Below are 26,694 nucleotides of genomic sequence, written 5' to 3'. Positions count from 1 at the left end.
CGAGGATGTCCTTTCCGGGGTGAGCGAAGGCCGTACGGGGGCGATCCGCGAAGATCGCCCCCGCGGTCGGCTCAGCCCTGGAGGTTGTCCTTGAGGACGAACTGGCCGGAGGACGGATCGATCGAGACGATCACGAAGCCGCCGCCCGACCGGGTGTGGTCGGGCATGAACGTGAGCGGACCTGCGAGCGTCTTGAAGTCCTTGAGTCCCTCGAGCGCCTTGACCACACCGTCGAACTTCGTGCCCTTGGCCGTCTTCATCGCCTCGGCGACCACCTTGACCGCGTCGTAGGACTGGGTCGAGTACGGACCGGGGTCGGCTCCTGCGAGCTTCTTGTAGTCGGCGATCCACTTCTCGGCGCCCTTGAGCATGTCGGGCGTCTGGGTGAAGGTGCCGAGCACGTTCTCGGTGTAACCCTTGCCCGCGATCTCGGCGAACTTCGCGTCCACCGATCCGTCGCCGACGAGGAAGGACCCGCTGAAGCCGGCGTCCTTGGACTGACGGGCGATCAGACCACCCTCCTGGTAGTACCCGGTCCAGTACACGAGGTCGGGCTTGGCGCCGGAGAGCTGGGTCGCCACGGCGGAGTAGTCGTTCTCACCGGGCGTGATCACCGCATTGAAGTCGACCGTGAGGCCCGCGTCCTTCGCCTGCTGCGCGAACGAATCGGCGAGATCCTTCGAGTAGGCGGTCGCATCGTTGATCGCCGCGACGGTCTTCGCTCCAGACTTCTGCGCGTACTTCACCGCCGACGCGGCCTGCTGGGTGCCCGTGCCGTTGATGAGGAACACGCCGGGGAGCTTCTGCTTCACGAGCTCGTTGGAGTTCGCCGCCGGGATCACCGTCGGGATCTTCGCCTCGTTGAAGATCGGCAGGGTCGGCAGCGTGGCGCCCGAGCAGTACCCGCCGACCGAGGCGACGACGCCGTCGGTGACGAGCTTGTTCGCGGCGGCGACCGCGGTGGTCGCATCGCACGCGTCGTCCTGCACCTCGAGCTGCAGCTTGCGCCCGTCGATGCCGCCGTCCGCGTTGATCTCGTCGATGGCGAGCTGCGCGCCGTTCTTCATGTAGTTGCCGAACGCCGACTCGCTGCCCGAGAACGGCGCGAGCATGCCGAGCTTGATCGGTCCGGATCCGCCTCCGGATCCGCTGTCGCCGCCGCTCGCGAGACCTCCGGAGCAGCCGGCGGTGGCGAGCAGAGCGCCCGCTGCGACGACGACGGAAAGTGCGCGCAGGGCGCGTGTGGTTCGGGTGTGCATGTGAGGACCTCCTGGATGCGACATTGCATTCGTGGTGAATACCATGTGACACATTACTCATGCGGAAGGCTCAGCGGAAGGGGGTCCTGGCTCAGTTCTCCTCGCGCCCGCTCCACACACCGCCGACGTGGCCCAGGTGCCGGCGCATGAGCGCCTCCGCACCGTCGCCGTCTCCGGCGACGAGCAGATCGACGAGCTCCGCGTGCTCTCGCGCGGTGGGCATGAGGGTGTCGGAGTCGGCCAATCGCACGAGCCCCACCAGGCGGGTCTGCTGACGGAGTTCACGCACGGTGTCGACGAGTTTCTGGTTTCCCGTGACCGCGAGGATGCGCAGGTGGAAGGTCGTGTCGGCCTCGAGGTACTCCTCGAAGCGGCGTTCCTGTCCCGCCGCCACGATGCGCTCCGCGAGCTCGCGGAGCTCCTTCTCGAGCGCCTCGTCGATCGCCCCGGCGACGCGCCGCATCGGCGGTGCCTCCAGCAGCAGACGCACGTCGGTGAGCTGGTTCAGCTCGTCGGCGGAGACTTCGGTGACTTGGAAGCCGCGGTTGCGGATGGGCCGGAGGAAGCCGCGCCGCGCGAGATTCAGCATCGCCTCGCGCACGGGGGTGGCACTCACCCCGAAATCGCCGGCCAGGGTGGGCACCGTCAGCACCTCTCCTGGGGGCGTCTCCCCCGACACGATCCGCGCCCCGATCATGCGCTCCACCTGCTCGCGCAGACTCTCCGCAGGAACGAGAATGGAGCCGGCACTCATGCGCGGCACCCGTCGCAAAACGTCATACGGCACATGCTAGCGCCGTGCATGCCATCATTGGCCGACGACCTCCTGCACCGAATCGAGGCCCCATGCCGATCGAGTTCGCCACCTCGCCGCGTTCCACGGTCGGACTGGAGTGGGAGCTCATGCTCGCCGATCCGGCCACCGGTGATCTGGTCGGGCGTGCTCCCGAGCTGCTGCGCGATCTGGAGGGGGCGAGCGCGGACGAGCGGCACACCGTCACCGGCGAGCTGCTGACCAACACGATCGAGGTCACGAGCGGCATCGGATCCACCGTCTCCGCCGCCGTGGCCGACATCGCCGCCGCGATCGCGGCCGTCCGCGCCGCGACAGATCCGGCCGGCATCGAGCTGCTCTCCGCAGGCAGCCACCCCTTCGCGCAGTGGTACGACCAACAGGTCACCGACAAGACGCGCTATCACTCGCTCATCGAGAAGACGCAGTGGTGGGGCCGCAACATGATGATCTGGGGCATCCATGTGCACGTCGGGGTCGAAGACCGCGACAAGGTGCTGCCGATCATCGGCGCACTCACCTCGTATCTGCCGCATCTGCAGGCGCTCGCCGCCTCGAGCCCGTTCTGGGCCGGAGAGCGCACCGGCTATGCCTCGAACCGCGCCCTCGTGTTCCAGCAGCTGCCGACGGCGGGCCTGCCCTGGCCGCTCCCGGACTGGGCGGCCTACGAGGGCTACCTCGACGACATGGTGCGCACCGGGGTGATGTCCGATGCCACCGAGGTGCGCTGGGACATCCGCCCCGCACCGCGCTGGGGCACGATCGAGGTGCGCGCCTGCGACGGCATGTCGACCCTGCACGAGCTCGCCGCGGTCGCCGCCCTCACCCAGGTGCTGGTGGAGTCGTTCTCCCGTGATCTCGACGAGGGACGGACGCTGACTCCGCTCGCGCCGTGGTTCCACCGCGAGAACAAGTGGCGTGCGGCCCGCTACGGACTCGATGCCGAGCTCATCGTGTCGGCCGACGGTGCGCAGCGCTCGGTGCGGGAGCATCTGACCGAGGAGCTGGAACGGCTCGCGCCGGTGGCGGCGGATCTGCAGTGCTCGGCGCAGTTCGGCGGGGTCGCCGACATCCTGCACGGCGGCGCGAGCTATGAGCGCCAGGTCGCCGTGGCCGACGCGACCGGCGGCGATCTGCACGAGGTCGTCGAGCACCTCATCCGCGAGTTCCGCTCGGGCCCCGAGACGCTCTGAGCGGGACGAGCCCGGGTTCTCCGACGGCGATGCCGCGGCTCTCGAAAGGTCAGCCCTCCACGAGCTGGCGCGCGAGCCCCTCATCGAGCACCACGTCGGTGACCAGCCGCGCCCCGATCGCCGCCTGCAGCGACGGCAGCTTCTGCGCCCCCGCCACGACGCAGAATCGCCGCGCGACGCGGCGCAGTCGGTCCAGACCGGGCCCGGTCGCACGGGCGTTCACCGCGATGTCCTTCCAGGTGCCGTCGGCACGGAAGAACACCGTCGCCACGTCGCCGATCGCTCGATCCTCGCGCAGGCTCCGATAGTCGTCCCGGCCCAGATAGCCACCCACATAGACCCGGCTGGGCACTTCGGCGCTCGGCGAACCCACGCTGAACACGGCGAGGTCCATTTTCGCCTGCAGATCCAGCACCCGCAGCGTGCTGCGTTCGCGCCACATCGCCTCCCGTGTGCGGGGGTCGTCGAAGAAGGCGGGCACGGGGAACTGCTGCACCTGAGCGCCGAAGGCGGAACCGAAGCGCTGCAGGATCTCGCTCGAGTACTCCACGCCGCTGGTCAGCGTGTTCCCGGCGCCGTTCAGCTGGACGATGGTCGTGCCGCGGGTCTCCTTCTGCCCGAGGTCGCGGCTGACCGCGCTGATCGTCGAACCCCAGGCGAGCCCGACCACCATGTTCGAGTCGATGATCTGCGTGAGCAGGCGGCCCGCGGTCAGCGCCACGCGTTCGAGACGCTCCACCTCGGTCACGCTCTCCGGCATCGGCACGACGTGCGCGGTCACGTGCAGACGGTCGTGCAGCTGCTGCTCGAGCTCCCCCGCATGTTCGAGGGGAGAGTTGATGCGGATGTCGACGAGCCCCACTTCACGTGCATAGCTCAGCAGGCGGGACACCGAGGAACGGGAGGTCCCGAGTTCGTCGGCGATGACATCCATCGTCTTGTCCTGGAGGTAGTAGAGCCGGGCTGCGGTGAGGGCCGCGACCGCCTTCGACTGGCGCTTCCGTTCAACCATTTCGAGCCCTTCGCGTATCGATTCGACCGATTCTTGCACATTCGTGCACGGCGCTTGACCATACGGGCGGCTGGGGGAATGCTGTGAGAAATCCGGAAGGAGACGAAGATGACCGACCACGTCCACAACGCCGCAGAACGCCCCGAGGTGACTCGCGTCCGCGAAGCGGGCCGTACCACCGTGCTGGTGATCGGCGGCGGGATCAACGGGATCTCCACCTTCCGCGACCTCGCTCTGCAGGGAGTCGACGTGGTCCTCGTCGAGCGCGGCGACTTCGCCTCGGGAGCGTCCTCCGCCTCGAGCCACATGATCCACGGCGGCATCCGCTACCTCGAGAACGGCGAGTTCCGCCTCGTCAAGGAGTCGGTCACCGAACGCAACGGCCTTCTCAAGATCGCCCCGCACTACGTCAAGCCACTCGAGACGACGATCCCGATCTACTCGACCTTCTCGGGGATCCTGTCCGCGCCGCTGCGGTTCCTCACGCACAAGTCCGGAAAGCCGCAGGAGCGCGGCGCCTTCCTCATCAAGATGGGCCTGACCATCTACGACACCTTCTCGCGCGACGGCGGCATGGTCCCGCGGCACAAGTTCCTCGGCCGCAAGAAGTCGCTCGCCGAGCTCCCCTCGATGGACCCGAAGATCAAGTACACCGCGACCTACTACGACGCCTCCATGCACGACCCCGAGCGCCTCGCGCTGGACGTGCTGCAGGACGGTCGCGCGGCGCACCCCGGTGCAGTGGCGCTGAACTATGTCGAGGCCATCGGACACGAAGGGGACGCGGTGCTCGTGCGCGACCGCGAGAGCGGGACCGAGTTCCCGATTGCCGCGGACGTCGTCGTGAACACCTCGGGCCCGTGGACCGACCTCACGAACGAGGCCATGGGCGAGCTGACCCGCTTCATGGGCGGCACCAAGGGGTCGCACATCGTTCTGGACAACCCCGAGCTGCACGCCGCGACCAGAGGCCGCGAGATCTTCTTCGAGCACTCCGACGGCCGCATCGTGCTGATCTACCCCCTCAAGGGCAAGGTGATGGTCGGCACCACCGACATCGACGCCGACCCCCGCGAGGTGCCGCTGTGCACCGAGGAGGAGATCGACTACTTCTTCGATCTCGTGCACCACGTCTTCCCGACGATCGACGTGAACCGCGATCAGATCGTGTATCGCTTCAGTGGGATCCGTCCCCTCCCCCGTCACGAGGACACCGCACCCGGATTCGTCTCGCGCGACTACCGCGTGGAGGTCGACAACAGCCGCGCCGTCCCGCATCTCAGCCTGGTCGGCGGCAAGTGGACCACGTTCCGCGCCCTCGGCGAGTCGCTCTCCGACCGGATCCTGGAGCTGCTGGGTCGCACGCGCGTCGTATCGACCCTGGGTCGGGCGATCGGTGGCGGCAAGGACTACCCGCAGGACAACGCGGCGCGCGTCGCCTGGATCGCGAAGAACCTGCCCGGCGCCGGCGAGCGTGCCGAGCAGCTGCTGAAGCGCTACGGCACCCGCGCCGCCGAGGTGTGGACATTCGTCGAACAGGGCCCGGACGCCCCGCTTGCCGGTGGGCAGCTCTCGACGCGCGAACTCGAATGGATGGTGCAGAACGAGCTGACCGTGCGCCTCGAGGATGTCATCCTGCGCCGCACCAGCCTGGCGTTCACCGGCGACGTCACCGAGGAGATCCTCGAAGAGGTCGCCGAGGCGCTCGCGCCGCTGCAGGGCTGGGACCGCGCACGCGCTGCCCACGAGATCGAACTGACCCGGGAACTGCTGAACACCCGGCACGGACTGTCCCTCGTCGCCCGCACGCGCGGGTAACGGGGTTCCGCCGCCGCCCTCCTCGGCGTCTACTCGAACACCGCATCGGCAGAGGGGCCGATGCTCTGCGAAAGGTCAATGGAGACATGCCTGAAGTGAATATGGGGCTCTATTTCCTGTCCGAACTCGTCGGAACGGCGATGCTGATCCTCCTCGGATGCGGTGTCGTCGCCAACGTCGCCCTGGCGAAGAACAAGGGTCTGGGCGGCGGCTTCCTGATGGTGAACTGGGGATGGGGCCTGGCGGTCTTCGCCGGCGTGCTCGTCTCCGCCTACTCCGGAGCCATCCTGAATCCGGCCGTCGGCATCGGACTTCTGGTCGCGAACAAGATCTCGTTCGCTCAGTTCGCCGTCGCCGCGGGCGCGGAACTGCTCGGTGCGATCATCGGTGCCGTGCTGTGCTGGCTGGCGTACAAGCAGCACTTCGATGAGGAGCCCGACCCGGCGAACAAGCTCGGCGTCTTCTCGACGGGCCCTGCGATCCGCTCCTACGGCTGGAATCTCGTCACCGAGATCATCGGCACGTTCGTCCTGGTGTTCGTGATCTTCGCGTTCGCCGACTACGGCGACGTCAAGGTCGGCACGCCGGGAGGCCTCGGCCCGCTGACGGCGCTGCCCGTCGCCCTGCTCGTCGTCTCGATCGGCGCTTCGCTCGGTGGCCCGACCGGCTACGCGATCAACCCGGCTCGTGACCTCGGCCCGCGCATCGCTCACGCGATCCTGCCGATCAAGGGCAAGGGCTCGAGCGACTGGGCGTACTCGTGGGTTCCGGTGGTCGGCCCGCTCATCGGCGGTACCATCGCCGCTCTCCTCGCTCCGGTGCTCCTGCACCTCGCGAAGTAACCCGAACCGCTATTCAAAGGAGAACTGCACATGGCTGATTACGTCATCGCCATCGACCAGGGCACGACCTCGAGCCGCGCCATCATCTTCGACCGCAAGGGCAGCATCATCGCCACCGGTCAGAAGGAGCATGAGCAGATCCTGCCGCAGGCCGGCTGGGTCGAGCACGACGCGTCGGAGATCTGGGCCAACGTCCAGGAGGTCATCGGCCTCGCTCTGACGCGTGCGCACCTGACCCGCCACGACATCGCCGCGGTCGGCATCACCAACCAGCGCGAGACCGCCGTGGTATGGGACAAGACCACGGGCAAGCCCGTGTACAACGCGATCGTCTGGCAGGACACGCGTACCCAGCCCATCGTCGACCGTCTGGCTGCCGACGGCGGCGTCGAGCGGTTCAAGCAGATCGTCGGCCTGCCGCTGGCGACCTACTTCTCCGGCACGAAGATCGCCTGGATCCTCGAGAACGTCGAGGGCGCGCGCGCCAAGGCGGAGGCGGGCGACCTGCTGTTCGGCACCACCGACAGCTGGGTGCTCTGGAACCTCACCGGCGGCGTCAACGGCGGCGTGCACGCCACCGACGTCACCAACGCCTCTCGGACCATGTTCATGGACCTGGAGACGCTGCAGTGGCGCGACGACATCCTCGAGGCCTTCGGCGTGCCGAAGTCGATGATGCCGTCGATCCGCTCCTCTTCCGAGGTCTACGGGGCCGCGGAGGGATCCTCGCTGCTGCGGGAGACCCCGATCGCCGGCATTCTGGGCGACCAGCAGGCGGCGACGTTCGGCCAGGCGGCGTTCAACACCGGTGAGAGCAAGAACACCTACGGCACGGGCTGCTTCCTGATCTTCAACACGGGCGAGGAGATCGTCCATTCGAAGAACGGGCTGCTCACGACCGTCGGCTACAAGCTCGGCGACGGCCCGACGCACTACGCGCTGGAGGGCTCGATCGCGGTCACCGGATCCCTCATCCAGTGGCTGCGCGACCAGCTCGGGATCATCGACTCCGCCCCCGAGGTGGAGGAGCTGGCCCGCCAGGTCGAGGACAACGGCGGCGTGTACATCGTGCCGGCGTTCTCGGGTCTGTTCGCGCCGTACTGGCGTCCGGATGCCCGTGGCGCGATCGTGGGTCTGACCCGCTACGCGAACAAGAACCACATCGCGCGCGCCGCGCTCGAGGCGGTGGCGTTCCAGACCCGCGACGTGCTCGACGCGGTCAACGCCGACGCCGGAGTGGACCTCACCGAGCTCAAGGTCGACGGCGGCATGGTCGCGAATGACGCGCTCATGCAGTTCCAGGCCGACGTGCTGGGCGTCCCGGTGGTCCGCCCCGTGGTCGCCGAGACGACCGCGCTGGGCGCCGCCTATGCGGCCGGCCTCGCGGTCGGGTTCTGGAGCGGCCTGGACGACCTCTCCGCCAACTGGCAGGAGGACCGTCGCTGGGAGCCGAGCATGGATGCCGCGGAGCGCGACCGCCAGCTGCGGCTGTGGCGCAAGGCCGTCACCAAGTCGATGGACTGGGTCGACGACGACGTGAAGTGATCTGACGCACGAAGAAGGCGGGCCCGGAGGAACGATCCTCCGGGCCCGCCCTTCTCATGTCCCAAACGGGATGGATCAGGGGGTCAACCCGGCCTTCACGGGAGCGCTGCGGTGCAGGTCGCCGCCGAATGCGACGAGCTGGAACTGCCGCCCTCCGGCGAGATCCACAGCCTCGGCGAAGAACACGTCGCGGTGCACCCGGCCCAGCCAGGTGGTGCCGCCGTCCCCGATCTGCAGCACGTCGTAGCCGACGGCATCGGCCTGGAGGTCCCAGGCGAAGCTCAGATGCCGTCGCCCGTCTCCGGCATCCCCCGCGTCGGCGACCTGGAAGCCGGTCGGCGTCGATGGCTTCAGCGGTTTGCCGGCCTCCCGCAGCGACACGCGTCCGAGACGGCCATCGCCACTGGTGCGCAGCGAGATCCGCGCGACGCGTCTCCCGTGCATCTCGATCCCGCCGGTCCAGCCGTCCCAGTCCGCGGACGCCGATTTCGCCAGCGACTGCCAGTCGATCTCGGACGGTGCATCCTGCCACGTGATCCCGATGTCGATGGTCTGCAGCCCCTGCGCGCGGACGTCGACCGACATCGCCTTCGCGGCCGTCAGGTCGGTCTTGAACAGGTGGATCACGCCCCCGCCGCGCAGAGCGAGGCTGTGCCCGCTGCCGTAGCTGGCCGACTCGTCCAGCGTGACGACGAGGTCACCCTCGGTCCAGTACTGCCAGGTCAGCGCCCGATCCGCGCAGCCCATGTTGTCCCAGCCGCCGTCACGCACCTTCGTTCCGTCGAGGAAGAATGCGGATCCGACGCCCGCGTTGAAGTCGGTGGCGATCGGCAGGCTGCCGTACGGCGAACGCTCCGTGATCCAGTGCGCGATGCCATCCCACTGCCGGTAGTCGAGGGTGTCAGTGCGATACGGGGGCGTGCGGGGCTCGAGCCGTCCGGACGTCCCCGGGTTCCCTGTCGGGCCGGACCAGAACCGCTGCTCCAAGTCGCGGTACGTCGCGCGCCCCTCCGCGGTGGACGTGGTGCCGTCCCACGATCCGTTCAGCCAGATCTGGGAGTCCACGAAGAGCGCGACCGAGGTCGGCGCAGGACGACCCGGGCCCGCCACGCTGCCGAAGTCCTCTTCGGGCCGGAACCCGCCCTTCTGGTGTTCGACGCCGGCGAAGCCCACCATGCGAGGGTCGTAGCCCGCGGCGACGGCTGATGCGGCGCTCTTGCTGAGATCGCGGTCTGCGCCGCCGGTGGTCGCCTGCCACCAGTAGTTCATGAACAGGGAATCGTAGATGGGCGCGTCCGGCGTGCCCAGCCAGCGCAGGTTGTTCTCGCTCAGCCTGTTCTCATAACTGACCTCGCCGCTGTCGAAGTCCGCCGAGTCATAGCCCTGCAGATAGAAATCGGGATCCGCGCGCTTGAGGTAACGCAGGAAGTCCTGGAACTTCTTGATCTGCGCCGCGCTGACGCTGCCCTCCTGATTGAGGAACAGGCCGTCGAATCCGAAGTATTTCCGGATCTCGATCATCTTGTCCGCGACGGGGAAGGATCCGTCGCCGGACTGCACGAGGAATGCGTCGAAGTCGACGGGGCGCGGCCAGAACCAGCCACCGATGGAGCGCGCGCCGTTCTTATGCGCGGCCTCGGTCCAGCCGGGATTCGGGATGTCGATCACGCCGTACGGACGTCCGGGGGCACGCTGCCCATCGATCATCTCGATGGGTGCCGGCCCCTTGACCTGTCCGTGCCAGGTGCCCCAGATGTCGATGTACGACCAGTACCGCTGGGTGTACACCTGCGCCTCCAGGCCGATCGCCTGGTTGTGGCCCTCGTAGATGCTCCCCGCGTCGTCGATCGTGAGCGTGGACAGCTGCACGGCGGGGTCGAGATCCGGATGCGCCTGCGTGGCGGCGAAGGGCGCGATGCGCGTGGCCCGTGGGATCAGACAGCGCAGGTGCCGCGCCCACGGCGTCGTGCCGGGGTCGAAGGCGAGCAGATCATCAGCGGCCCAGCCGAACGTATAGGGCCCGGGCGGCGTTCCCCCGGATGCCGGCACAGGTGCGGCGGCATCGGTTCCCGCGGCCGGACGCGCCGCCGCGTGGGCGATCCCCGGCGCCCCGGCGAGCAGCGCTGCCAGCCCGACACCTCCGACGGTCAGGAATGTTCTGCGGTTCAGGTCAGCCATATGCACCCTCCAGGTTGCGCTCCGTTGCGTGGCGGATCCGCGTCCCGTCACTGGAGACGCGAAGCCGCGTCCAGGCTATAACGCTTTAGTGTTCGGATGCGAAGCTCGAATCCGGCGCGTCGGTGGTCGCGGCGCACAACGATGCGAGGTTCTGGGTATCCGCCGCCGTCGCCGGACACGCCGCGGGCGCCGGGCCGCATCGGCCACGGCGCCCGCGAGCGTCGACGTCAGTTCTTGCCGAAGAGCTTCTGGATCTCAGCCATGTCGGCCTCGCTCGGCGCCGGCCGGCCACCCAGACCGAATCCCGATCCGGTCCCGGCTTCGCCGGTGGCGATGCCCGCGTTCTCTGCCGCGCGCTTGGCCGGGTTGCCGGAGCGGGATCCGGATCCCTTGCCCTTCTTGCCGCGCTTCGAAGAGGCGCCGGGGCGCCCCATGCCGGGCACCGGGCCCATGCCGGGGATGTTCGGGGTGCCTCCGCGGGCGACGGTCTTCATCATCTTCGCGGCCTGCTCGAACCGCTGCACGAGCTGGTTCACGTCGGTCACGGTCATGCCCGAACCGCGCGCGATGCGCAGGCGCCGGGAGCCGTTGAGGACCTTGGGGTTGCGGCGCTCCCCCGGCGTCATGGAGCGGATGATCGCCTCGGTGCGGTCGATCTCGCGCTCGTCGAAGTCCTCGAGCTGCTGCTTCATCTGGCCCATGCCCGGGAGCATCCCGAGCATCTTCTTCATCGAGCCCATCTTCTTGAGCTGCTGCATCTGCTCGAGGAAGTCCTCGAGCGTGAAGGTCTCGGTCGCAAGCTTCTCAGCGACCTTGAGCGCTTCAGCTTCATCGAACGCACTCTGAGCCTGCTCGATGAGGGTGAGGATGTCGCCGAGGTCGAGAATCCGGCTCGCCATGCGGTCGGGATGGAACGGCTCGAGGTCGTCGAGACCCTCGCCCGTCGACGCGAACATGATCGGCCGGCCCGTGATCGAGGCGACCGAAAGCGCGGCACCACCGCGGGCATCGCCATCGAGCTTGGAGAGCACGACGCCGGTGAAGTCCACGCCGTCCTGGAACGCCTTGGCGGTGTTGACCGCATCCTGACCGATCATCGCGTCGATGACGAACAGCACCTCGTCGGGGTTCACCGCGGCGCGGATGTCGGCGGCCTGCTTCATGAGCTCGGCGTCGACGCCGAGGCGTCCGGCGGTGTCGATGATGACGATGTCGTGCTGCTGGCGGCGTGCGTGCTCGACGCCGTCGCGCGACACGCGCACGGGGTCGCCGACGCCGTTGCCGGGCTCCGGGGCGTAGATGGTGGCGCCCGCCTGCTCCGCGACGACGGTGAGCTGGGTCACCGCGTTCGGACGCTGCAGGTCGGCGGCGACGAGCAATGGCGTGTGCCCCTCGCCCTGCAGCTGCTTGGCGAGCTTTCCGGCGAACGTGGTCTTTCCGGATCCCTGGAGGCCGGCGAGCATGATCACAGTCGGCGGGTTCTTCGCGAACTCGAGACGGCGCTGCTGACCGCCGAGGATCGCGATGAGCTCCTCATTGACGATCTGCACCACCTGCTGCGCGGGGTTCAGCGCCTTGTTGACCTCGTCGCCCAGCGCCCGCTCGCGCACCTTGGCCGTGAAGTCCTTCACGACGGGAAGCGCGACGTCGGCGTCGAGCAGAGCGCGACGGATCTCGCGGACGGTGCCGTCGACATCGGCGGCGGACAGCTTGCCCTTCGTGCGCAGGTTGCGGAAGGTCTCGGTCAGCCGATCGGAGAGCGTGCCAAATGTAGCCATGGTGCTCCGATTCTACGCGAGCGGATCCCCCGTCCGCGGCGCGTCAGCCCCAGTGCAGGTCGGCGATGCGCGGCAGCGCGTGCTGCAGCTGCGCGAGCGGCGATCCGTGGCCCGCGCCACCCTCTGCCCAGACGCGCAGAGACGACAGCACGACGACCGCGTAGGCGGCGCCGAGCACGTCGGCGCGGATCCGCTCGACGCCGGCACCACGCGCGGCTTCGGAGAGCGCGGCGGCGAGCCGGCCCTGACGCAGCGCGGATTCGCGCTGCAGCTCATCGCCGAGACCCATGGCCTGTGCGTTGCCGAACGCGAGCGCCAGCGGATCCGGCTCGAGACCCTGCAGGATCGCGGTCAGGATCGTCTCGATCCGGGCCGAGTCCGCTCCCGCATCCGGCTCCGCGAGCGCCGCGACGGCCCGGTCGAGGCGCTCGTCGAAACCCGACCAGAGCACATCGCTCTTCGAGGAGAAGTAGTTGAAGAAGCTCGACCGGCTCACGCCTGCGCGCTGTGCGATGCCGGCGATCGAGGTCCCCTCGTACCCGGACTCCAGGAACAGCTCGCAGGCCGCCTCGGCGATCGTCTCGCGTGAGGAGACCCGGGGGCGGCCGACGCCGCGGGCAGGGGTGGTCACCACCACACCGTATCGCGATGCGCTCATCCGACCATTCACCCCTATTATTGAACCGCATACAACAACTCGATCAGAAGGATCGGTCATGCTCGACATCCAGACGGTGGGCCTCGCCCCCGCGTTCGTCCCCTACCTCGACGGCTGGGATCTGCAGCGCCGGATCCATGCCGAGGTCGTCGCCGGCACCCGCCCCGACACGCTGCTGCTGCTCGAGCACGAGGCCGTCTACACGGCCGGCAAGCGCACCGAGCCCCAGGAGCGACCTCAGGACGGCACTCCCGTGGTCGATGTCGACCGCGGCGGCAAGATCACCTGGCACGGCCCCGGCCAGCTGGTGGGCTATCCGATCGTCCGCCTGCCGGAGCCCATGGACGTGGTCGCCCACGTCCGCCGCCTGGAGCGCCTGCTCATCGACGTGCTGCGCCCGCTCGGCGTGGACGGATACCAGGTCGATGGTCGCAGCGGCGTGTGGGTGCGCCGGCCGCTCAGTGAGGACAAGGTGGCGGCGATCGGCGTGCGCGTGCAGCAGGGCGTGACCATGCACGGCTTCGCAATCAACTGCGACAACACGCTCGCGGGCTTCCGCGGCATCATCCCGTGCGGCATCACCGATGCCGGCGTCACCACGGTCAGCGAGGTGGTGGGGCGGGAGATCCCGCCGGCGGACATCGCCGACGCGGTCGCCATGGCGTTCGCTGCGGAGTATGCGACGGAGGTGGCAGCATGAGCGCCGCTCCAGAGGGCCGCAAGCTGTTGCGCCTGGAGATCCGCAACGCGGAGACCCCGATCGAGCGCAAGCCGGAGTGGATCAAGACCAAGGCGAGGATGGGGCCGGAGTACAAGGCCCTGCACTCGCTCGTGAAGGACGAGGGCCTGCACACCGTGTGCCAGGAGGCCGGCTGCCCCAACATCTTCGAGTGCTGGGAGGACAAGGAGGCCACCTTCCTCATCGGCGGCTCGCAATGCACACGCCGCTGCGACTTCTGCCAGATCGACACCGGCAAGCCCGCCGATTACGACACCGACGAGCCGCGCCGCGTGGCCGAGAGCGTACAGCAGATGGGTCTGCGCTACGCCACGGTCACGAGTGTCGCCCGCGATGATCTGCCCGACACGGGCGCGTGGCTCAACGCCGAGACGGTGCGCAAGATTCACGAACTCAACCCGAACACCGGTGTCGAGCTGCTGGCGAACGAGCACAACGCGGATCCGGCCTTCCTCGGGCAGATCTTCGACGCGCGTCCCGAGGTGTTCGCGCACAACGTCGAGACGGTGCCGCGCATCTTCAAGCGGATCCGCCCGGCGTTCAAGTACGAGCGCTCCCTCAACGTGATCACGCAGGGACACGAGGCCGGTCTCATCACGAAGTCGAACCTGATCCTCGGCATGGGCGAGGAGCCGGAGGAGGTCGTACAGGCGCTGCAGGACCTGCATGACGCCGGCTGCGACATCATCACGATCACCCAGTACCTGCGCCCCACTCCCCGCCACCTTCCGGTGTCGCGGTGGGTGAAGCCCGACGAGTTCGTCGCCTTCAAGGAGGAGGCGGAGCGGATCGGCTTCCTCGGCGTGCTCGCCGGCCCGCTGGTGCGTTCGTCCTACCGCGCGGGACGGCTCTGGGCGCAGTCCATGGTGTCCAAGGGCCGCGAGATCCCGCCGCACCTGGCTCACATCGCCGCCAGCGCAGACCTCGGCTTCGCGCAGGCCGTCTGAGACGCGGATCGCCGGGCGGGGAGCAGGGGGGCCACTCCCGTCCGGCGGTCCGTACTTCCCCCCTTCGGAGGGCGACCGGCCCGGCCGGCGCTCGGGCTCAGTCGGCGCTCATCACCGACAGCACCGAGCCGTCGGATCCGAAGTTCACCAGCAGCACGTCGTCCGCGCCGTCCGCGTCGAGGGCGTATTCGAGCACAGCGAACGGCTCACTCCCGCCGTGCTCGTCGACCAGCAGCGTCATGCTCATCAATCGGAGCGAGCGGATGATGTCGACGGCGGCGTCGCCGCTCACATCGACGAGATAGTCGGTGAGCTCGTCGCCGTACTCCTCCTGCTGCTGCAGGATGTACTCGGTGACCTCGCTGGTGCGGTCGTCGACCTCGGCGAGCATGCCGCGGCGGGCCTTGTCGTCGATCGCCTCCAGGCCCGACACGAACGCGGCCGCGATGTCGAGGGACTCCGGGGACACATCCTCCTGATCGGGCGCGGTCAGGTCCACGGTGAGGGCATGGTCGCCGAACTCCACCGTCTCGGACCAGAAGATCGATCCGTCCGGTCCCGAGGACAGCAGTCCGAAGAAGTCGTGTTCGATCGCCATACCGCTATAAAACCAGCCTTGTGCGCGGGGCGGTAGTCCGTGGCGCGCGTGCCGCCGACAGGTTCTTCGCCATCGTGGAATCAGGACCCGACGAGCGCCTGCACGAACACGTGCGGGGTGAAGCCGGTGAGGTCGTCGATGCCCTCGCCCTGGCCGAGGAGCTTGACCGGGATGCCTGTGCGCTCCTGCACCGCCAGCACGAATCCACCCTTCGCGGAGCCGTCGAGTTTGGTGAGCACGAGCCCTGTGACACCGGCGTGCTCGAGGAAGGCTTCCGCCTGCATGACCCCGTTCTGGCCCGTCGTCGCATCCAGCACGAGCAGCACCTCGCTGATCGGCGCCTGCTTCTCCACGACACGGCGGATCTTGGACAGCTCGTCCATCAGCCCGCCCTTCGTGTGCAGCCGCCCCGCGGTGTCGATGATGACGATCTCCGTGCCCTCGCGCTTGGCGTAGTCCACGGTCTGGAACGCGACGGAAGCCGGATCCTGCCCGTGCTGCTGCGGTCGCACGATCGCGGCGCCTGCGCGCTGCGCCCAGGTGGCCAGCTGCTCGACGGCCGCCGCTCGGAAGGTGTCGGCGGCGCCCACGACGACCGAGCGCTGGTAGCCCCGCAGGAACTTCGTGAACTTGCCGATCGTGGTGGTCTTGCCCACGCCGTTCACGCCGACGACGAGCACGACCGCCGGCCGCTCCGTGAGCTTGAGCGTGGTGTCGAACTTCGCGAAATGCTCCTCGAGCGTCTCCCGCAGCATGCGCTGCAGATCCTTCGGATCCGTGGTGCGGTACTTCTCGACCTTGGCGCGCAACTCGTCGACCAGTCGCTCGGTGATGTCCGGGCCGAAGTCGGCGGTCAGCAGCGCGGTCTCAAGATCGTCCCAGGTCTCCTCGTCGATCGTGGGCTTGACGAACATGCCGCGCAATGCGCGACCGAGGGACCAGGACTTCTCCGCCATGGCTCCAGCCTACGGGGAGCGACCCGGCGAACGCGGCGTGTTCGCCGAGGGCGCGGCCCGCTGTTCAGCGTCTCGGCTCAGACGGCAGCGGCCGCGCGATCCCCGACGCGCTGTCCGACCACCGCCGACACACCGTCCTGGCGCATCGAGACGCCGTACAGCGCGTCGGCGATCTCCATGGTGCGCTTCTGGTGCGTGATCACGAGCAGCTGCGAGCTGGCGCGGAGCTGCTCGAACACCGTCAGCAGCCGACCGAGGTTGGCGTCATCGAGCGCCGCCTCGACCTCGTCCAGGATGTAGAACGGGCTGGGGCGGGCCTTGAAGATCGCCACGAGCAGAGCGACGGCGGCGAGCGACCGTTCCCCGCCGGAGAGCAGCGAGAGCCGCTCGATCTTCTTGCCGACCGGGCGCACCGCGACCTCGATGCCGGTGTTCAGCAGATCGTCGGGATTCGTGAGCGAGATGCTCCCCGCGCCGCCCGGGAACAGCAAAGGGAAGACCTCGCCGAACGCCTGCCGCGTGTCCTCGAACGCAGAGGCGAAGATCGTCTGCATCCGCTCGTCGAGCTCGGTGATGATCGTGAGCAGATCCTGCCGGGTCTTGGTGAGGTCGGCGAGCTGTTCGGTGAGGAAGGCGTGCCGCTGCTCGAGCGCCGCGAACTCCTCGAGGGCGAGCGGATTCACCCGGCCGAGCTGGGCGAGCTTGCGTTCCGCTTCCTGCAGCCGGCGCTGCTGGATACGACGGTCGAACGGGATGCCGCTCGCGGTCGGCGCGCTCACGTCGCGGACGGATTCGTCGCCGATCTCATCTCCTTCGGCGCCTTGCGCTGCCTCTTCGGCCACGGCGGCCGCGAGCAGACTCTTGGCATCGCCCGCCGCACCTGAATCGCGCGGAACCAACTGATCAGGACCATATTCCGCAATCAGAATATCTTCGTCGAGAGCGAGTTCGGACTGCACGCGCTCGAGCAGGCTGGACAGGTGCAGCTTCTTCTCGTGGATCTGCAGCTCGAGGCCGTGCACGCTCTCGGTGAGGCCCGCCAGGCGCTCCCGGATCGAGGAATCCTGCCGGCGCAGCTCGCCCAGCTCCTCGTTCTGGGCGGAACGGGCGGACTCCGCGGCCGCGAGCGCCAGACGCGCCTCCGCGACCGAGCGATCCACGGAGTCCATGATGCGCGGCAGCTCGGCGGCGACCCCGGAGGCCGTCTCGCGCTGGGCACGACGCACCACGGCGCGTCGTGCGGCCTCCGCCGCTGCCTCGCGCTCCCGCTCGCGCTGCCGTTCCAGCGACGCGACCCGCGCCTCGGCGGCGCGCACGCGTTCACGCATCGTCTCGACACCGAGGCGCGCCTCGATCTCCGCTTCCCGCGCGGCCTCGAGCGCTTCCAGCAGGCCGTCTCGTGCCGAAGCGTCGAGGACGGGGCGCGGTGCAGCCTCGGCCGCCGCGAGCGCGTTCTTCGCCGCATCCGCGTTCGACTCCGCGTCGGCGACAGCCGACTGCGCCTGAGCGAGCCCCGACTCGAGGCGCTCGCACTCGGCGATGGCCGACTCGTGTTGCACGGCCACCCTGTTGACCTGCTCGGTGTGCGCGGCCAGCGCCGCATCGTGCTCGCGCAGCGTGCGCAACGCGTCGCGGGACGTACGTCGCGCGGTCTCCAGCGTCTCGGTCGCATCCTCGCGAGCTTCGCGCAACGAGTCGACGACAACCCGTACCTCGTCGAGGCGCTCTACGGCCGCATCGCGCTCCGCGACGAGCTCCAGCCGGGAGCGCTCCCCTCCGGATCCGGTGTGCAGGGTGTGCGCCGTGAGCACTTCGCCGGCGCGGGTGACGATCGTGAGCGGCACGCCGGCGGCGGCCGTGGCGGCCGCATGCGCGGCACGGGCGGACGCCAGATCCCCCACGACGACGACGTGCGAGAGGACGCCGATGATGCCGGCCGGAGCGGTCACGACCTGCACCGCGGGCGTCGCCCCCGCGATCCCCGCGTCGACGACGGATACGGCTGCTCCTTCGGCGATGACGAAGTCGTAGACGCCGGCCGTCGCGTCGTCCCCGGCGAGGGCGAAGGCCGCCGCCACGTCGTCCACGAGCACGCCCTCGGCGAGCGGACCGAGCACTGCGGCGATCGCGGCCTCGAACCCCGGTTTGACCTGCACCGCGTCGCCGACGACCCCTCGCACGCCGGCGAATCCCGCGGCGACGATCTCCGCGGCGCCGCCCGTGACCGCGATGGCGCTGCTCAGCGCGGCAGCCTTCGCCGTCAGCGCCTCGGACTCGCGCTCGGCGGCGTGCAGCCGCTCCCGCAGCTCGCCGAGCGCGGTCTCGGCCGCGACAGCCCGGGCCTGCGCTCGCTCATAGGTCTCGGCGTGCTCCGAGGCCGTGCCCTCGGGCGCCTCGCCTTCCTCGATCCGCTCACGTGCGTCTGCGGCTTCGCGACGGCGCTCGTGCGCGGCCTCCAGCGCGTTCTCCTGACGGAGCACCGCGCCGCGGACGGCTGCCAAGGCGGATGCGGCGGCCTCCGCCTGCCCGCGCAGGGTGGTCAGACGCATGTCGTGCGCAGAGACCAGCGCGCTCTGCTCTGCGATGTCGACATCGAGCGCGTCCAGCTCCGCCCGCGCATTCGCGACCTCGCGGGTCGCCTCGTGCGCGGCGTCCTGCGCGCGGCCGATGTTCGACGAGATCTCCTCGGCTTCGTGCTTCGCCTCGTCGATCGTGGCCTGGGTGACCGTGACGGCCGTGACTGCGGCATCATCGTCGTCGGATCCGAGCAGCGCGAGTCTCTGATTCGCGAGAGTGAACAGACCGCGCATGCGCTCCTGCACCTGCTCCAGGCCGAACGAGATCCGCCGCGCCTCATCGACCGCCGCGGAGTTCTGCAGGGCCTCGAGCCGGGTGATCTCGGCCCGGACGCGGTCACCCTGCTCGCTCAGCACCACGCGCTCGGCATGACGCTCGTGTTCGTTGCGGGTATGGTCGGCGAGCGCCGTGCGCAGCGTCACCACATCGTCGGCGAAGATCCGTGCCTTGGCGTCGCGCACGACCGCCGCGATGGTCTGCGCCTCGCGAGCGATCTCGGCCTGACGACCGAGCGGCTTCAGCTGGCGACGGATCTCCCCCGCCAGGTCGCTGAGCCGGGTCAGGTTGGTCTCCATCGCGTCGAGCTTGCGGAGGGTCTTCTCCTTGCGGCGCCGGTGCTTGAGGATGCCCGCGGCCTCCTCGATGAAGCCGCGCCGATCCTCGGGCGAGGCCTGCAGCACCGTGTCCAGGCGCCCCTGACCGACGATGACGTGCATCTCCCGGCCGAGCCCCGAGTCGCTGAGCAGCTCCTGCACGTCGAGCAGGCGGCAGTTCTCGCCGTTGATCGCATAGTCGCTCGATCCATTGCGGAACAGGGTGCGACTGATCGTCACCTCGGCGTACTCGATCGGCAGAGCCCCATCGCTGTTGTCGATCGTGAGCTGCACCTCCGCACGTCCGAGCGGACCACGCGTAGACGTGCCGGCGAAGATGACGTCCTCCATCTTGCCGCCGCGGAGAGTCTTCGCCCCCTGCTCCCCCATGACCCACGCAAGCGCGTCGACGACATTCGACTTGCCGGATCCGTTCGGCCCGACGATGCAGGTGACGCCCGGCTCGAAGGCGAACGTGGTCGGCTGCGCGAAGGACTTGAACCCCTTGAGGGTCAGGCTCTTCAGGTGCATGGGCACGCTCGGGGATCGGCGGAGTTCACGGCGTCTACGCTATCGCGGTGCTCCCTGCGGCCGCGCGGGAAACGCCCGAGGTCCAGGGATTTCTGAGTGTCGGCTTGACGTCTTCTGTGAAGCTCCGCTAGCGTGACAACCCGAGCCGAGAAAGGAGGTTGCCGACATGATTACTCGCACTGATATCAACCCAGCACGTGGGATCGATGCGTCCTCGGCGACTTCCGCCGGCCTCCGCGAGCGTTTCGCCGCGTAGTAGGCGCCTCTCCCCTCGCCCCGGCCACAGGCCGGCCTGACGCTCCGTGCGTCTGCGATCCGATCCGCGATTTCCGCGTCGATCTTCGATCGTCCACCCGATCCGGGACACCGTGTCCTTGGATCCGTGCAGATCCGGACATTTCGTCTCGGATCCGTCCCCTCACCCGTGACACGTCGCGGCGTCCTACCGGACGACCCTGCCGTGGAGCGAAACCGCCTTTCCGGCACGACCAACGAAAGCGAATCACCGTGAATACCGCATTGCACGCTTCGCCTCCCACCGAGTCGAAGCAGCGCGCTCTCCCCGAGCGTGACCTGTCCATCCAGCTCCCCCGCGAGGAGGAGCTGCGCAACCTGTCGCTCACCCAGCGTGTGGCCCTGCGCGTCGCCCTGCACCTCATCGTGCGGTCACGGCCGTCGATGCAGGACCGGGCTCACGCCGCCCAGGCCGAGGCACGTCGCCTCCGCATGCTGGAGCAGTACGAGGCCGACCGCCTGGCTCGCACGGCGACTCGGCAGGTCCTCTGATGACCGGCTCTCGGATCGACGACCCGATCATCTCCCTGCCCGCCGGTGCGACCCTGCATCCGCTCGTGCTCCCCGCACGGGCGGATGCGGGCTCGCCCGGCCCGTTCCGCGACTACGCCGAGGTGCGCAATCGCTGCCTCGAAGCGGCATCGGGCCGGGATGACGACAGCTTCACCCCGGAGGAGCTGCTGCCGCTGCTCACCTCGGACGCGTACTCGCAGCGACGCCAATGGCGGATCGTCATCGGGCCGCGCACGGTCGGCGTGGCTCTCCTGAACATCTCGCGCGACGGCGAAGGCGACACCGCCACGATGGCGATCAGCGTGCTCCCCGAGGAGCAGGGCCGAGGCCTCGCCACCGCGGTCGCCGCTCACCTGGAGCAGCTCGCCCGCGCCGACGGCGTCCACACGCTGCAGGTGTGGACGGAGCATCTCCCGGCGGACGAGCCTGCGCTGGTATCGCCGACCGGATTCGGCAGCGTCCCGCGCGACCACACCGCACGCTTCCTGCTCGCACAGGGCTGGACCCTGGAGCAGGTCGATCGCGTCAGCGAGTATCGCTGGGGCGAAGACGACCACCTGCCGGCACTGCGCGCCGCCGCCGAGGAGGCCGCATCCGGATACCGCGTCGTGCAGTGGCTGCTGCCGACCCCAGACGAACGGCTCGACGGGTACGCGTGGATGAAGTCCCGCATGTCGACCGACGCGCCGGACGCGGCGATGGGCTCGCCCGAAGAGACCTGGGACGCGGATCGCGTCCGCGAACAGGACACCCGCTGGCTCGACATGGGTCACACTGTGCAGGTGACGGTGGCCGAGCACATCGCGACTGGTGAGCTCTGCGCATACAACGAGCTCTCCCTCAAGGGGCCGGAGGACAGCGTCACGCAGCAGAACGACACCCTCGTGCTCGCCGCGCACCGCGGCCATCGGCTCGGCCTGCTCGTGAAGACGGCGGGCCTGCTCTCCTGGCATGAGCGCTTTCCGAGGTCGGCCCGCGTGGTCACCTACAACGCGGAGGAGAACCGCCCGATGCTGTCCATCAACGAGCAGCTCGGATTCGTCCCGATCGCCCACGGCGGTGCGTGGAAGAAGGTCCTGGACTGATCCTCGGTCCAGGATCATCCCGGAGGATGACGTCGCATCGCGATCCTCACTCCGGGGGCCGATGATCCATCGGGTCTCGCCGACCAGGCTGGAGGCATGAGCACAGCAGTCATCGAAGCACATGGCCTGATCAAGTCGTTCGGATCCACTCGCGCCCTGGCCGGAGTGGACCTGCGGATCTCCTCCGGGGAATCCGTCGCGATCATGGGGGCATCCGGATCGGGCAAGACGACTCTCCTGCATGCGCTCGCCGGGATCACCCGGCCCGACGGGGGCCGAGTGATGTTCCTGCCGCCCGCCGGTGGCTCCGTCGAGGTGAGTGCGCTGGGCGAGTCCGCGCGATCCCGCCTGCGTCGCGAGTCGTTCGGATTCGTGTTTCAGCAGGGGCTGCTGATGCCCGAGCTCTCCGCGGTGGAGAACGTCGCGCTCGCGGCGATGATCACGGGGGTCTCGCGTGCGGAGGCGACACAGCGCGCGGCGGGGTGGCTCGCAGCGCTCGGGCTGCAGGGCATGGAGGACCGCCGCATCGGCGAGCTCTCGGGCGGGCAGGCGCAGCGCGTCGCCATCGCCCGCGCCCAGGTCACCGGAGCGAGCGTGGTGTTCGCGGACGAGCCGACCGGCGCGTTGGACTCAGCGACCTCGGCGGAGGTCATGGACGCGCTGCTCTGGTCGACGACGGGGCAGGGGCGCACGCTCATCGTCGTCACGCACGATCCCCAGGTCGCGGCGCGCTGCTCGCGCACGATCGCCGTCCGCGACGGGCGAGTGCTGGGCTCGGTGGTGAACGCATGAACGCCGCGACGCTGCGTTTGCTGCTGCGGCCCGCTCCGGGTTCCGCCGCGGTCGTGGTGATCCCCGCCATCGCATTCGCCGTCGTGTCCGCGCTCGTGCTGACCGTTGTCGGCGGCGCGCAGGCGTTCTGGCGGTGGACCGACCAGGACGCGACGATCTACCAGATCCTTGCAGCGGTCGCCCTCGTGCTGCTAGTGCTGCCGCTCGCCACCCTGGGCGGTGCCGCGGCCCGGCTCTCCGCCCGGCGCCGTGACGAGCGACTTTCCACGCTGCGCCTGCTCGGCGTCACGGGGTTCGGCGTCGGCGTCGTCGCCGTGGTCGAGTCGACCCTGGTCGCGGTGATCGGCGTTCTCGGCGGCGTGGTGCTGGCCCTCGGTCTCGCGCCGCTCGTCGGCTTCATCTCGTTCCGCGGCGCGCCACTGGGCTCGGCTGTGCTGCTGTCGCCGGGGCTGATGGCGGCGATCGCGGCCGGCACGGTGCTGCTCGCGACGGTGAGCGCGATCGTCGGGCTGCGCCGCGTGGTGATCTCACCGCTCGGCGTGCGCACCAGGACCACACCGCCGACGCCGCACGGGGTGCGCGCCGTCATCGCGATCGCCGTCGTCGCGGCAGGATTCGTCGCCGGCCGGATCGTCCCCGGGATCGGCGGCGCGATCGCCATGATCACCGGTCTCGTCGCGATCTTCGGCACCGGGCTGCTGGTGCTGAACCTCATCGGTCCGTGGGTGTTGAAAGTCGGCGCCCGGGTGCAGCTGCGCGGGGCGAAGACCCCGTCGCGGCTGCTCGCGGCGCGCATCGTGCTGGATGAACCGAAGGGGGCATGGCGTCAGGTCAGCGGGGTGGCGATGGCCAGCTTCATGGCCGTGTTCGCCGGTACCGGGGTCGCCCTGATGGATGTGATCAGCTCGGGCGACCCGTCGGAACAACAGCTGATGCTGGTCACGGACATGCGCACGGGCCTCGTCATCACCCTGGTCGCGTCGTTCCTCATGGTCGGCTGCTCCGTCGCCGTGACGCAGGCCTCCGACATCCTCGACCAGCGCGATCTGCACCGCAGTCTGCACTACCTCGGTGTACCGGCCGACACGGTTGACGCCGCACGACGCCGCGCCGTGATGTCGCCGCTGCTGATCACGACCCTGGGCTCCGCCCTCTGCGCGGCCGTGCTCATCTTCCCGCTGCTCGGGATGGCGCTGATCACGGCACCGCTGTCCATCGCGACGATCGCCGCGGTCCTGACCGCCGGCATCGCCCTGGTGTGGATCGCGACCAGGCTCACCCGACCGCTGCTCATGCGGGCATTCGCGGGCTGAGCACTCTGATCTCAGGATCCGGTCGCGGCCGTCAGGAAGTCCTCGATGGCCGCGATCGTCGTCGCGTTGTCGACATGCACGATGCCGCGGATGCCCATGCGGGCGGCGCCGTCGATCTGCTGCCGGCGGTCGTCGATGAAGAAGACGTCGGCCGGGTCGGCGCCCATGGCGGTCAGCGCCGCGGTGTAGGCCTCGGGATCCGGCTTGTTGGCGCCGATCTCGTGGCTGTAGCAGATCGAGTCGAAGACGGCGGAGAAGCGATGGCGGCGCTCCTCCTCTTCGCGAGCGCCGTCCGCCGAGTTCGAGAGGATCGCGACTCCGGCGCGGCCGCGCAGCCCGCGCGCGTAGTCGATCAGCGCCGTGTTCGCCTCCCCGCAGTAGGCGTCCCACATCTCAGCGAGCGCGACTTCCTGCTGTGCAGGAGTGAACCCCAGCGTTCGCGCGAAGCCGTCCCAGTACTCTGCAGCCCGGCCCTGCTCGATGTCGATGCGCGGAAGCCCGGCGGCGGCGAGACGCTCGTCGTACTCCGGCCGGGTGAGGTCCGCCCGGGCCGCCCACCTGTTCTTGAGCTCTTCCTGCCAGGGTCCGTCGTCGACGAGTTCGAGCACTCCGCCGATGTCGAACAGGATCCAGGTCTTGTTCCGCGTCATACCTCGACGCTAGGCGACGAGTGCCACGATGACGATGGGGAGCGCTCCCCCGCTCCCCGCTCCGGCACCGGCACCGGCACCGGATGCACGCGATGCGGATGGGGCCCAGAATGGATCCGTCCCGCCAGCGACCCGAGGAGCACCCCATGAGCAGCATCGTCGACTTCGTCAGCGTCTCGACCGCGGGCCTCGAGTCCTCGCCCATCGCCGAGGCGCTGGCCGGCCTGCGCGCGAACGAGGCGCGGTACATCACCAATAAGTACGGCACGCCCTTCACCGTGAGCACGCCGGAGGAGGATCCGGACACGCTCCACTGGGTCACCGAGATCCTGCGTGACGAGCGCGGCATCGTGATCGCGAGTCCCGCACTCGAGGTCAGCGGCTTCGAGGCGGACGGGATCCGATTCGGCTACGTCTTCTACGCCTCGGGGCTCGCGATCAACGTGATGTACACGATCGCCGACGGAGGCAAGCGCGCGGTCGGCTTCAAGCTGTCGCTCGGCATGGACGCTCCGGAGGAACTGTCAGCCTTCAAGTTCGCACGCCAACGCTCGAAGCTCGCCGGCGAGATCCGCGGCTCCTACTTCGTCATCAAGGGCACGCACTAGCCGCGCCGGGAGCCCTCTTCTCCGCTGGCCACGGTTCTGGATCTTTCTCAGGACGCTCAGTTCGGCAGAGTGGCCTTGTAGATGGCCGCCGCGCCGGTGCCGATGAACACTGTGCTTCCAGAGACGGCGATGCTCTCGGCATTGCCGGTGATCCCACTCACGTCCGCCCGCTTCGTCCAGGTCGACCCGTCCGTGGACGAGTAGACGGCCGGAGCCGTCAGCGAGTTCGCCAGCATGTACGTGGTGCCGCCATCCTGGTAGGTGTCCAGGACGGCGCTGAGTCCGGGGCCCGAGATGGTGGTGTACTTCCCCGTGGTCGTGTCGAAGGCCGCGAGGCCGGCCGAGCCGTTCACTGAGACCACGTCGCCGCGGAGCGTCGACTTGGAGAAGACGATCTTCGAGCCCACTGCATCCGCGTGGTAGGGGTGCGGCAGCGTGGCGATGACCGGGCCCGGGTCCACCGTGCTCCAGCCGGATCCGGGCGTGTAGACGTCGAGCCCCGTGTTGTTGTACGCCGTGTGCTGCACGCCGTCCTTGCCGGGGTATTGGAACGCCAGCGAAGCGGCACCCGTGGCAGACATCGTGCTCGCCCGCGTGTAGAGCTTCCCGCCCACGACGGACATCCAGTAGTAGCGGGCGTACTCGCCGTCACCGGGATAGGTCGCCAGTACCGTGGGATCGTCCGCCGCGGTGCGCTCGATGGTCCAGGTCGCGCCGCCGTCGACGGACTTCTTGATCGCGGCGATCGTGTTCGTCGGCCCGTACTCGGCCTTGTCCGGGTTCTGAATCGAACCGGCCAGGAACAGCTCGCCTCCGAGTTCGGCGGAGTCGAACACGTGCACGAACGGGGTGTTCGCCACATAGCTGCCGAGATGCGTCGCCGAATCGTAGAGGCCGTAGTTCGCCGGCGACGTCCAGCTGACCCGCGGGTCCATGTTCGGGGCATAGACGTTGCCGTCCCACACCCGCAGGGTGTGGATCTCCTCGGCCGGCATGCCCGTGACCTCGCGCTTCTCGGCCCCGGTCGCGATCGAGTAGGAGTTCAGGCTCACCGGCCCGGTGTTGATGTTGTAGTCGCCGTAGCCGGCGAAGACCTTGCCATCGGCGACGGCCAGATCGTGGATCCCCGAGTGGAACGTGCTCTGCGTCCCGACCCAGCTCGGGACCGCCTTCGCATCGCTGTTCGTCGCGAAGAGAGAAGCCTTCACCGCTGAGGTCGTGGTTCCTCCACCCGGCTTGGACGGGCCTTTCCCCGTGTGCACGGATGCCGTCAGTTGCGCAGACCCCGAGGCCGGAACTGCGTTCGCGGGCGCTGCGATACCCAGCGTGCACACCGCGACCAGGGCGAGAGCGGGAGCAGCACGAAATGCCGTGCGGGAGAGCCGGCTGCCGGCGCGAGATCCGGAATTCTTGATGGACCGC

General features: G+C 68.9%; 22 protein-coding genes. 11 read left to right on the top strand and 11 right to left on the bottom strand.

The window, feature by feature from the left end; all coding sequences use genetic code 11:
- Window positions 1-71: 71 nt before the first annotated feature.
- The gene (locus tag AB4078_RS02305) at window positions 72-1,259 is read right to left on the bottom strand and encodes a branched-chain amino acid ABC transporter substrate-binding protein (RefSeq protein ID WP_441975804.1); all 1,188 of its coding nucleotides are present in this window, start codon (window positions 1,257-1,259) and stop codon (window positions 72-74) included.
- Window positions 1,260-1,350: 91 nt separating this feature from the next.
- Complete coding sequence (locus tag AB4078_RS02300; protein WP_441975803.1) at window positions 1,351-2,013, bottom strand: GntR family transcriptional regulator; 663 nt, start codon at window positions 2,011-2,013, stop codon at window positions 1,351-1,353.
- Between the two features lie 92 nt (window positions 2,014-2,105).
- On the opposite strand from AB4078_RS02300, the gene AB4078_RS02295 reads away from it, so the two are divergent.
- Window positions 2,106-3,245 carry a glutamate--cysteine ligase gene (locus AB4078_RS02295; protein ID WP_440731625.1) on the top strand — a complete coding sequence of 380 codons (1,140 nt, stop codon included), beginning with the start codon at window positions 2,106-2,108 and terminating at the stop codon, window positions 3,243-3,245.
- Window positions 3,246-3,294: 49 nt separating this feature from the next.
- Here AB4078_RS02295 and AB4078_RS02290 read toward each other — a convergent pair whose 3' ends face one another.
- Window positions 3,295-4,257: a sugar-binding transcriptional regulator gene (locus AB4078_RS02290; protein ID WP_440731624.1), complete on the bottom strand. Its 963-nt coding sequence runs from the start codon at window positions 4,255-4,257 to the stop codon at window positions 3,295-3,297.
- 108 nt (window positions 4,258-4,365) lie between these two features.
- Here AB4078_RS02290 and AB4078_RS02285 point away from each other — a divergent pair, with 108 nt between their 5' ends.
- The 3 genes from AB4078_RS02285 (at window position 4,366) to glpK (ending at window position 8,462) form a co-directional block, all read left to right on the top strand.
- On the top strand, window positions 4,366-6,075 hold the full coding sequence (locus AB4078_RS02285; RefSeq protein ID WP_441975802.1) for an FAD-dependent oxidoreductase: 1,710 nt from the start codon (window positions 4,366-4,368) through the stop codon (window positions 6,073-6,075).
- A gap of 86 nt (window positions 6,076-6,161) precedes the next feature.
- Window positions 6,162-6,917 carry an MIP/aquaporin family protein gene (locus tag AB4078_RS02280; RefSeq protein WP_440731622.1) on the top strand — a complete coding sequence of 252 codons (756 nt, stop codon included), beginning with the start codon at window positions 6,162-6,164 and terminating at the stop codon, window positions 6,915-6,917.
- Window positions 6,918-6,947: 30 nt separating this feature from the next.
- A complete protein-coding gene (glpK, locus tag AB4078_RS02275) occupies window positions 6,948-8,462 on the top strand; it encodes a glycerol kinase GlpK (protein ID WP_440731621.1) in 1,515 nt (504 codons plus the stop codon).
- Window positions 8,463-8,537: 75 nt separating this feature from the next.
- Here glpK and AB4078_RS02270 read toward each other — a convergent pair whose 3' ends face one another.
- From AB4078_RS02270 to AB4078_RS02260, 3 genes are all read right to left on the bottom strand, one after another.
- Window positions 8,538-10,640: an endo-beta-N-acetylglucosaminidase gene (locus AB4078_RS02270; RefSeq protein WP_441975801.1), complete on the bottom strand. Its 2,103-nt coding sequence runs from the start codon at window positions 10,638-10,640 to the stop codon at window positions 8,538-8,540.
- A 227-nt stretch (window positions 10,641-10,867) separates the two neighbouring features.
- Window positions 10,868-12,418 (bottom strand): signal recognition particle protein, encoded by a 1,551-nt coding sequence (ffh, locus tag AB4078_RS02265; RefSeq protein WP_440731619.1) that lies wholly within the window; start codon window positions 12,416-12,418, stop codon window positions 10,868-10,870.
- A 43-nt stretch (window positions 12,419-12,461) separates the two neighbouring features.
- On the bottom strand, window positions 12,462-13,076 hold the full coding sequence (locus AB4078_RS02260; protein ID WP_441975800.1) for a TetR/AcrR family transcriptional regulator: 615 nt from the start codon (window positions 13,074-13,076) through the stop codon (window positions 12,462-12,464).
- Between the two features lie 58 nt (window positions 13,077-13,134).
- Here AB4078_RS02260 and lipB point away from each other — a divergent pair, with 58 nt between their 5' ends.
- On the top strand, window positions 13,135-13,776 hold the full coding sequence (lipB, locus tag AB4078_RS02255) for a lipoyl(octanoyl) transferase LipB (RefSeq protein ID WP_441975799.1): 642 nt from the start codon (window positions 13,135-13,137) through the stop codon (window positions 13,774-13,776).
- Window positions 13,773-14,762 carry a lipoyl synthase gene (gene lipA, locus AB4078_RS02250; RefSeq protein ID WP_440731616.1) on the top strand — a complete coding sequence of 330 codons (990 nt, stop codon included), beginning with the start codon at window positions 13,773-13,775 and terminating at the stop codon, window positions 14,760-14,762. Before lipB ends, lipA begins: the two co-directional genes overlap by 4 nt.
- Before the next feature lie 97 nt (window positions 14,763-14,859).
- Here the strand turns inward: lipA and AB4078_RS02245 are convergent, their stop codons facing one another.
- From AB4078_RS02245 to smc, 3 genes are all read right to left on the bottom strand, one after another.
- Window positions 14,860-15,360 carry a DUF2004 domain-containing protein gene (locus tag AB4078_RS02245; protein WP_440731615.1) on the bottom strand — a complete coding sequence of 167 codons (501 nt, stop codon included), beginning with the start codon at window positions 15,358-15,360 and terminating at the stop codon, window positions 14,860-14,862.
- An 80-nt stretch (window positions 15,361-15,440) separates the two neighbouring features.
- On the bottom strand, window positions 15,441-16,316 hold the full coding sequence (gene ftsY, locus AB4078_RS02240) for a signal recognition particle-docking protein FtsY (RefSeq protein ID WP_440731614.1): 876 nt from the start codon (window positions 16,314-16,316) through the stop codon (window positions 15,441-15,443).
- A gap of 77 nt (window positions 16,317-16,393) precedes the next feature.
- On the bottom strand, window positions 16,394-20,017 hold the full coding sequence (smc, locus tag AB4078_RS02235) for a chromosome segregation protein SMC (RefSeq protein WP_441975798.1): 3,624 nt from the start codon (window positions 20,015-20,017) through the stop codon (window positions 16,394-16,396).
- Between the two features lie 507 nt (window positions 20,018-20,524).
- Between smc and AB4078_RS02230 the strand changes: the two genes are divergently transcribed.
- From AB4078_RS02230 to AB4078_RS02215, 4 genes are all read left to right on the top strand, one after another.
- Window positions 20,525-20,803 carry a hypothetical protein gene (locus tag AB4078_RS02230; protein ID WP_440731613.1) on the top strand — a complete coding sequence of 93 codons (279 nt, stop codon included), beginning with the start codon at window positions 20,525-20,527 and terminating at the stop codon, window positions 20,801-20,803.
- Complete coding sequence (locus AB4078_RS02225; RefSeq protein WP_441975797.1) at window positions 20,803-21,909, top strand: GNAT family N-acetyltransferase; 1,107 nt, start codon at window positions 20,803-20,805, stop codon at window positions 21,907-21,909. The genes AB4078_RS02230 and AB4078_RS02225 overlap by 1 nt, the downstream gene beginning before the upstream one ends.
- A 96-nt stretch (window positions 21,910-22,005) precedes the next feature.
- The gene (locus tag AB4078_RS02220) at window positions 22,006-22,701 is read left to right on the top strand and encodes an ABC transporter ATP-binding protein (protein ID WP_441975796.1); all 696 of its coding nucleotides are present in this window, start codon (window positions 22,006-22,008) and stop codon (window positions 22,699-22,701) included.
- Complete coding sequence (locus AB4078_RS02215) at window positions 22,698-24,014, top strand: permease (protein ID WP_441975795.1); 1,317 nt, start codon at window positions 22,698-22,700, stop codon at window positions 24,012-24,014. The genes AB4078_RS02220 and AB4078_RS02215 overlap by 4 nt, the downstream gene beginning before the upstream one ends.
- 11 nt (window positions 24,015-24,025) lie before the next feature.
- Here the strand turns inward: AB4078_RS02215 and AB4078_RS02210 are convergent, their stop codons facing one another.
- A complete protein-coding gene (locus AB4078_RS02210; RefSeq protein WP_441975794.1) occupies window positions 24,026-24,664 on the bottom strand; it encodes an HAD-IA family hydrolase in 639 nt (212 codons plus the stop codon).
- A 146-nt stretch (window positions 24,665-24,810) separates the two neighbouring features.
- On the opposite strand from AB4078_RS02210, the gene AB4078_RS02205 reads away from it, so the two are divergent.
- A complete protein-coding gene (locus AB4078_RS02205) occupies window positions 24,811-25,272 on the top strand; it encodes a phage tail protein (protein ID WP_440731608.1) in 462 nt (153 codons plus the stop codon).
- Between the two features lie 56 nt (window positions 25,273-25,328).
- Here AB4078_RS02205 and AB4078_RS02200 read toward each other — a convergent pair whose 3' ends face one another.
- The gene (locus AB4078_RS02200; RefSeq protein ID WP_441975793.1) at window positions 25,329-26,480 is read right to left on the bottom strand and encodes a hypothetical protein; all 1,152 of its coding nucleotides are present in this window, start codon (window positions 26,478-26,480) and stop codon (window positions 25,329-25,331) included.
- Window positions 26,481-26,694: the final 214 nt, after the last annotated feature.

It is taken from the genome of Microbacterium sp. 2MCAF23 (assembly GCF_052115565.1).
Taxonomy (GTDB): Bacteria; Actinomycetota; Actinomycetes; order Actinomycetales; family Microbacteriaceae; genus Microbacterium.
Note: the sequence above shows the minus strand (reverse complement) of the source record. Positions and strands in the feature narration are given on the sequence as shown.